Here is a 5,739-nt window from a genome sequence, read left to right as displayed (position 1 = left end):
TGAGCAAAAATGGGCGCCGTCACGATAAACGCTTACTCGATAAAGTCGATATAATTCGCCATATTCCTCCTGAGGTAACCATCTGGGCAGATACCGGTTTTCAAGGTATAGATAAACAGCATCCTAATACACAAATCCCAAAAAAAGGAACTCGAAAAAGACCTTTATCGCCTGAACAAAAACAAGAAAATAAAATAATCTCGGGCATCCGTATTACAGTTGAACACGCCATCGCGGGTATCAAGCGCCTCGGTTGCATGACCCAAATTTTACGGAATCGTAGACCCTTTATTGATGATACCTTCTTACTCCTTAGCGCAGGTCTTTGGAATTTCCATCTCAGAACAGCGTAAAATTTACTTCAATCACCGAAACACCCTTATTTCACTATTAAGCAACACGCTTATTGCATAAACCTGTCATTATCTGAGGTGTTCATGTTAGCAGGATCATTAACTAAACGTATTACACTCTCAAAATTTACGATCATTCGTGATGATCTTGGCGGTGAAAAAGTGATCACGGAGAAAGTGAGTGAAGTTTGGGCTAAAGCAGAGGCGATATCTAATCGCAAAATACGAACAGCGGAACAACAACAGGTTATTGAAACCATGCGATTTACAATCAGGCCAAGAAGTGATGTTGATATTAATTGGTTAATAGGGCATCAAAACCGTAATTTCACCGTGCGAGCTGTTGATAGAAATGAATCAGATAGCGTCATTATAACCACAGAAGCAGATAGTCGCCATGATAGAAAATGACATCAAATCAGATTTAGAACGGATCACTGGATTATCCGCTTATTATCTAGCATTACCTTCTAATCATTTAGAAGGAATAGTTTATCAACGCATTAGCGATCCAAAAATGTTTACCGGACTTGCCAAGAGCAAACTCGTACAAGCCAGATTTCAAGTTACTATTCAACTTATCGATGATTATAAAAAGGCATTGTTATTAATCGATAAAATCCGTGACGAATGGGAAAGTATTGAGCACGGTTACATAGGTAATTACCCAGTGCAAAATGTTGAGCGTAGTAATCTTTGGCAAGATATGGAAGAACAAACCGATAACCGTAAAATTTATCGCGTTGGTCGTGATTTCATACTGACATACGCGGAGAGGATGCAGAATGAGAAATCGAGTAGAAGTGAAAGGATTAAGTGATCTTGAATCCGCATTAAAAAAACTGGGCGATGACGTTGCGGTTAAGGTTTTACGCAAAGCAGGGAGTGAAGCAATGAAACCGGTGTTAGACGACATGAAGTCAAATTCGGGTTATGACGGGCTAAGCAAAAAAGAACATATGCGAGATAGCATTAAAATCCGCACCCAAAGTCGCCTAAATGATAATAAAACACAAACCGTCGTCACAGTGAGAGTTGGCCCCTCAAAACAACATGCGATGAAAGCGCGCGCGCAGGAGTTTGGTACGGTTAAACAGATAGCGCGCCCTTTTATCCGACCCGCATTGGATTATCACCGTGAATTTATCCTTAATGCCTTGGCCTTAGAACTTCGCGCTAGCATTGGAAAATATCGTTAATACAATAGGAAAATACAATGACTAAAAGAAAAAGTTCGCCGGAATACGCTAAGTTACCTAAAGGTACGGTAGTGAAATTTGGCAAAGTGGGTGATGCAGTGACGGCAATGAAACTCCTCGATACTTGCAGGGCGATCGGGGCAACAGGATTAACCGGTAGCTTTATAGACTGCACAACATTAATTGATACCAACAAACAAAGAGAATCCCACCCGTGAATACGTCAAATCTATCATGGATGCCCGTTGGTCTGTTGAAGTTTATCATCGAGAAGTTAAACAAAATTGTGGTATTGAACGCTGTCAGGCTCGCACGAGCCGAGCGCAAAGAAATCATATTTTTCTCGCTATTTCTGCGTGGTTTGAACAACATAAACGTCGTATATCTGAAAAAATAACCCTTTATCAACAAAATTGGGACGTAATCAAAAATGCTATTGCTGAGCACATCCGTGTTTTATTAGCGTACCCAAATTAGTTTTGTGCGAAACTCGTGCTATATTTTTTATCGGCTTAATTAAAACGGTATTCTTAAACACATCAAATCTTTTGAATTTTCTAAAATCTGTACCCAACATCAAGCAAAGTTCATTTAATGAAGTAGAATAATCTATAGTCTTAAATCTACTGATAAGCTCTAAAATCCTTTTTTCATACCCACCTTTAAAAGACAACAACAGTTTAAGATCTATCTCACCAAATCCTTTAGAATAATCAAGCATATAATGCGCTGCTTCCTCTGTTACAGAAAGCCTTAAAACTCCATTTTTAAACTCTGCATAACTACAAAATGATACTTTTTCAAACGAATGAATTTCATCATTTTTGATCTCAGCAAATCGTCCCATAACTGAAGTAGTTGCATCATCAAGGGTTTTATATAAACCCTGTCTAGACATAGAAAAATGTTCACATAACTCGCTTGTATGAAAAATAAATGAAGTTGGTATTTTTTCATCAGTTTTAGTGAACTTTATTTTATCTGCCTCTTTTTTTAATCCTAAAATCATAAGGCTAAGTAAGTCTTGCTCTCTTGGTGAGAGACTCATTCTTGCTGAAATAAAGTGATGCGACTTTTTTATGGATGTCATACATCCCACCCTGATCATAACAATATAACACCTATTATAAAATAAAAAGGTGTTATATAAAGATTGTTAATAATAGCTTTTAAGTTCATTTATAATTGTTCTAGAAGATGCAAAAGTAAGATATGGCCTGTATAACCTTCAAAAATTAATTAAGCATGTTGATATTGGTAAAAACTAGGTGGGGTATCAGTAAACTTTAAGGTGGGATATGGGTAAAAACTAGGTGGGGTTTGTTGCCATAACTCTATGTTTAAAATAAAAAATATTATACTCCTTTACCTTCTTTTGACCTTTACCTAAAAATATACCTATATTTACCACAACCCCCCTGTGGATAACTTTTCTTCTGACAAAAACCCTGAACCGAAAAATATGTGACTACTGAGTGACCGCATTTCTCTTTTACAATAATGACATTCCGCTTCCTCGTCTGCTCACTCGCTTTGCTCGGTCACAGACTTGCGGCGAGCGGCGGGATTTTAATAAAAAAGATTTTTTTGAGTTAATTAACCATGAAACATTGCACTATAGCGCTGCTCCAGCTAGCATCACAAAAATTAACATAATCTATTAATTCAGGCATACCATGAATAAACCAGAACTCATTAGTAAAGTTGCAGAGAAATCAGGCTTAAGCAAAAAGGATGCTGAGAAGGCGGTTAATGCTTTCATCGAAACGGTTATAGAATCCTTGAAATCCGATAACAGCGTACAGCTTATTGGCTTTGGGAGCTTTCAGGTTAAGCAACGGGCAGCGAGAGAAGCTCGTCACCCAAAAACGGGCGAGACACTTAAAATTGCTGCTGCAAACGTACCGAGTTTTAAAGCTGGCCAAAGACTCAAAGAGGCGGTGAAGTAATTCATGACCTATGACGCAAAGTCAATTCGCATTCTACGTGAAGACGAAATCAAACGTTTTGATTGGCATTGGGCTGAGGAATTAGCCCACGAACACATTTTGCCCCTAGATTGGGTCAAACGCGGATTTAAAGCCTCAAGACGACTCGGTATTGAACCGGATTTCTTCGTCAGCAAATACATCCTCAAACACGACCTCCACAAAAATGACGAATTCGAGCAAGTCTTCATCGAAGTGCTAAAGGAAGACAGAAAGAAGAGTCAAAACCCCCTCTAAAAGCTCCTGTAATCAATTCTGAGCCATTTTATCGATAAAAACGTAAATTCGTACGACTAAAATTTTATCGTTGCTCACAATAAGCCTGTTGCTCAATAGTGAAATAAAACTGCTTTCAATAAAAACAAGTTAGATACATCTAAAAAACACAAAAATAAGTTATTTTTTAATCTTATATAGGTCATTTTTAATTCAAAAATTGATGATTTTATCATCAATAGCTGGTTTTTTTGTAAGTCACAATTAATTTTGCTATTGAGCAACAGGCTTAATGCTTTTTAGGAGCTTTTGAATTTTCAGATTTCAGAATAGAAAAAGCCAACCATAAAAGTTGGCTAATTTGTCGAGGTGAAACTTTTTTAGTTTTATGTAAATTTCTTATTCGCAATACGAATCTTAATGAGCAAATACATAATACATCTCTCAAATACATTTGCAATAATCGGGCTTCAATACCTCATCTTAGACAATTAACATCATCATCGCTGTCATATAGTGCCAATGAGCTTTGCAGGGATGCTACGCATGGGTTCCGTGTAATATATCAATCTCTCACCGCTTTGCGGGCTTCGGCGATTTAACTATCGCTTTCTTCTGTTACTTTTGAGAGTCGCCTTCCATGCCTAACGGCATCTAAAATCAATAAAACCCGCTCAAATCGATTTTAAGCAACGCTAAAATTAAAAAGGTACGTTTTCATGACTGAAACAGAGAAAACGCCTCAGAATGCGATTTAGGTGGCTTAAATTTGATTTTTAAGGAATATATCAATCCAGATTTTGAATTTGACCGTGAAAATTGAAATTTTTAGTTTTTAAATCGCTGAATTAGGAAGGTTTATTATTTTTATTAAAATAACACCAAAAAAACACCAATTTGGGGTTAATTATGGACATTTTTAGTTTTGTTGATTGCTTTATATACTATTTTTATTTTTTTTGTTTTATATTGGTTTTATATTGGTTTTAAAAATATAACCAATATAAAGGTCTTTAATTTCCTCTCAAGATTCCTGAAAAAATCCAACTATCTAGTGTATTGAGTATAGCAGAATTCCAAAATAGCGATTTTCGATTGCAAATTTGAAAAAAAGTGAAAATTTTTCAATCACGTAAGTCATTGATTTTGATCGCTTTATTTTAATCTCAAATTTCATGTAAGTTATTGAAATAGATCGAATTATTGACATTTTTAATTTTCACATTACAATTTCATTATCTTTTTTTGCTGTACGTATGCACAGCATTCGCTCTTTATAAAATTTGGGGTTTTTCCTCTGTCGAGTTTTCCAGAGGACAGAATGCAACTTTTGTGTGTTCTGTTTTGGTGTTTTTAATTCAATCTTCGTTTTAACGAGGGTCGCTAATGCCAAAAATCTGGAAACAACAAAACATAACGCTCAGGAGGGAAAATGCCACAAGAAATTATTTTCAAAGAAAGTAAGAGTAATGCAAAAAGCAAAAAACGTCCTCGTAATATCCAATATTTTAAGGAGAAAGACGCTGAACGTGAATTTAACCAAAAACTCAAAAAATCCTTTTGGCGATACGAAAATCCACGCCAGAAAGAGGCTGTCGCAAAAGCTCATGTTATCGATTAAAATTTGCTTTATTCGTTTTAAACGCAGATCTTTTATGACCGTATTTACTCGCAAACTGGAATCGCCTTCTCACACCAAACGTAAGTTTGTCAAAGCGCAAAATCTACCTATCTTGGAGGGTTCTGTTTCCCTTTGCGATTATCTCAAGCAAATTGGTGAACGTAGGGCATTTATTGTCACAGAGATTTTGGATGAACAAGACTGGGTACCTTTCGAACGCTGTTATTCTTCAACAGGTAGAGCGCCGTATTCTCCTCGTTCAATGATGGGAATTTTGCTTTATGGGATCATGAAAGGGCATAGTTCGCTCAGAGCACTTGAAAATCTGGCGCGTTTAGATTTGGGATGTATTTTTGTCAGCC

The 5,739-nt window shown here is 36.6% G+C and carries 10 protein-coding genes and 1 pseudogene; 10 read left to right on the top strand and 1 reads right to left on the bottom strand.

Going from position 1 to position 5,739, the window contains the following annotated elements; genetic code table 11:
- From CBG25_RS06615 to CBG25_RS06590, 6 genes and pseudogenes are all read left to right on the top strand, one after another.
- On the top strand, window positions 1-353 hold a 353-nt coding region (locus CBG25_RS06615; protein WP_290603898.1), incomplete at its 5' end, for a transposase family protein.
- 84 nt (window positions 354-437) lie between these two features.
- The gene (locus CBG25_RS06610) at window positions 438-764 is read left to right on the top strand and encodes a phage head closure protein (RefSeq protein ID WP_290605490.1); all 327 of its coding nucleotides are present in this window, start codon (window positions 438-440) and stop codon (window positions 762-764) included.
- Window positions 751-1,173, top strand: coding sequence for a hypothetical protein (locus tag CBG25_RS06605; RefSeq protein ID WP_290605489.1), 423 nt, complete (start codon window positions 751-753; stop codon window positions 1,171-1,173). The genes CBG25_RS06610 and CBG25_RS06605 overlap by 14 nt, the downstream gene beginning before the upstream one ends.
- Window positions 1,139-1,552, top strand: coding sequence for an HK97-gp10 family putative phage morphogenesis protein (locus CBG25_RS06600; RefSeq protein WP_290605487.1), 414 nt, complete (start codon window positions 1,139-1,141; stop codon window positions 1,550-1,552). Before CBG25_RS06605 ends, CBG25_RS06600 begins: the two co-directional genes overlap by 35 nt.
- A gap of 17 nt (window positions 1,553-1,569) precedes the next feature.
- A pseudogene (locus tag CBG25_RS06595) lies at window positions 1,570-1,752 on the top strand (phage tail protein); the annotation flags it as partial.
- A 34-nt stretch (window positions 1,753-1,786) separates the two neighbouring features.
- Window positions 1,787-2,029: a transposase gene (locus tag CBG25_RS06590; RefSeq protein ID WP_290605492.1), complete on the top strand. Its 243-nt coding sequence runs from the start codon at window positions 1,787-1,789 to the stop codon at window positions 2,027-2,029.
- On the opposite strand, the gene CBG25_RS06585 is transcribed toward CBG25_RS06590, so the two are convergent.
- The gene (locus tag CBG25_RS06585) at window positions 1,986-2,642 is read right to left on the bottom strand and encodes a replication initiation protein (RefSeq protein WP_290605483.1); all 657 of its coding nucleotides are present in this window, start codon (window positions 2,640-2,642) and stop codon (window positions 1,986-1,988) included. The genes CBG25_RS06590 and CBG25_RS06585 overlap by 44 nt on opposite strands.
- A 586-nt stretch (window positions 2,643-3,228) precedes the next feature.
- Here CBG25_RS06585 and CBG25_RS06580 point away from each other — a divergent pair.
- The 4 genes from CBG25_RS06580 to CBG25_RS06565 form a co-directional block, all read left to right on the top strand.
- Window positions 3,229-3,501 (top strand): HU family DNA-binding protein, encoded by a 273-nt coding sequence (locus tag CBG25_RS06580; RefSeq protein WP_290605481.1) that lies wholly within the window; start codon window positions 3,229-3,231, stop codon window positions 3,499-3,501.
- A 3-nt stretch (window positions 3,502-3,504) separates the two neighbouring features.
- Complete coding sequence (locus CBG25_RS06575; protein WP_290605479.1) at window positions 3,505-3,777, top strand: hypothetical protein; 273 nt, start codon at window positions 3,505-3,507, stop codon at window positions 3,775-3,777.
- Window positions 3,778-5,188: 1,411 nt separating this feature from the next.
- Window positions 5,189-5,377: a hypothetical protein gene (locus CBG25_RS06570; RefSeq protein WP_290605477.1), complete on the top strand. Its 189-nt coding sequence runs from the start codon at window positions 5,189-5,191 to the stop codon at window positions 5,375-5,377.
- Window positions 5,364-5,739, top strand: a 376-nt coding sequence (locus tag CBG25_RS06565; RefSeq protein WP_290603693.1) for a hypothetical protein, incomplete at its 3' end; no start/stop codon positions are given. The genes CBG25_RS06570 and CBG25_RS06565, both read left to right, overlap by 14 nt.

The organism is Arsenophonus sp. ENCA, assembly GCF_002287155.1.
Taxonomy (GTDB): Bacteria; Pseudomonadota; Gammaproteobacteria; order Enterobacterales; family Enterobacteriaceae; genus Arsenophonus; species Arsenophonus nilaparvatae.
This window is presented reverse-complemented; position numbering and strand designations above follow the sequence as displayed.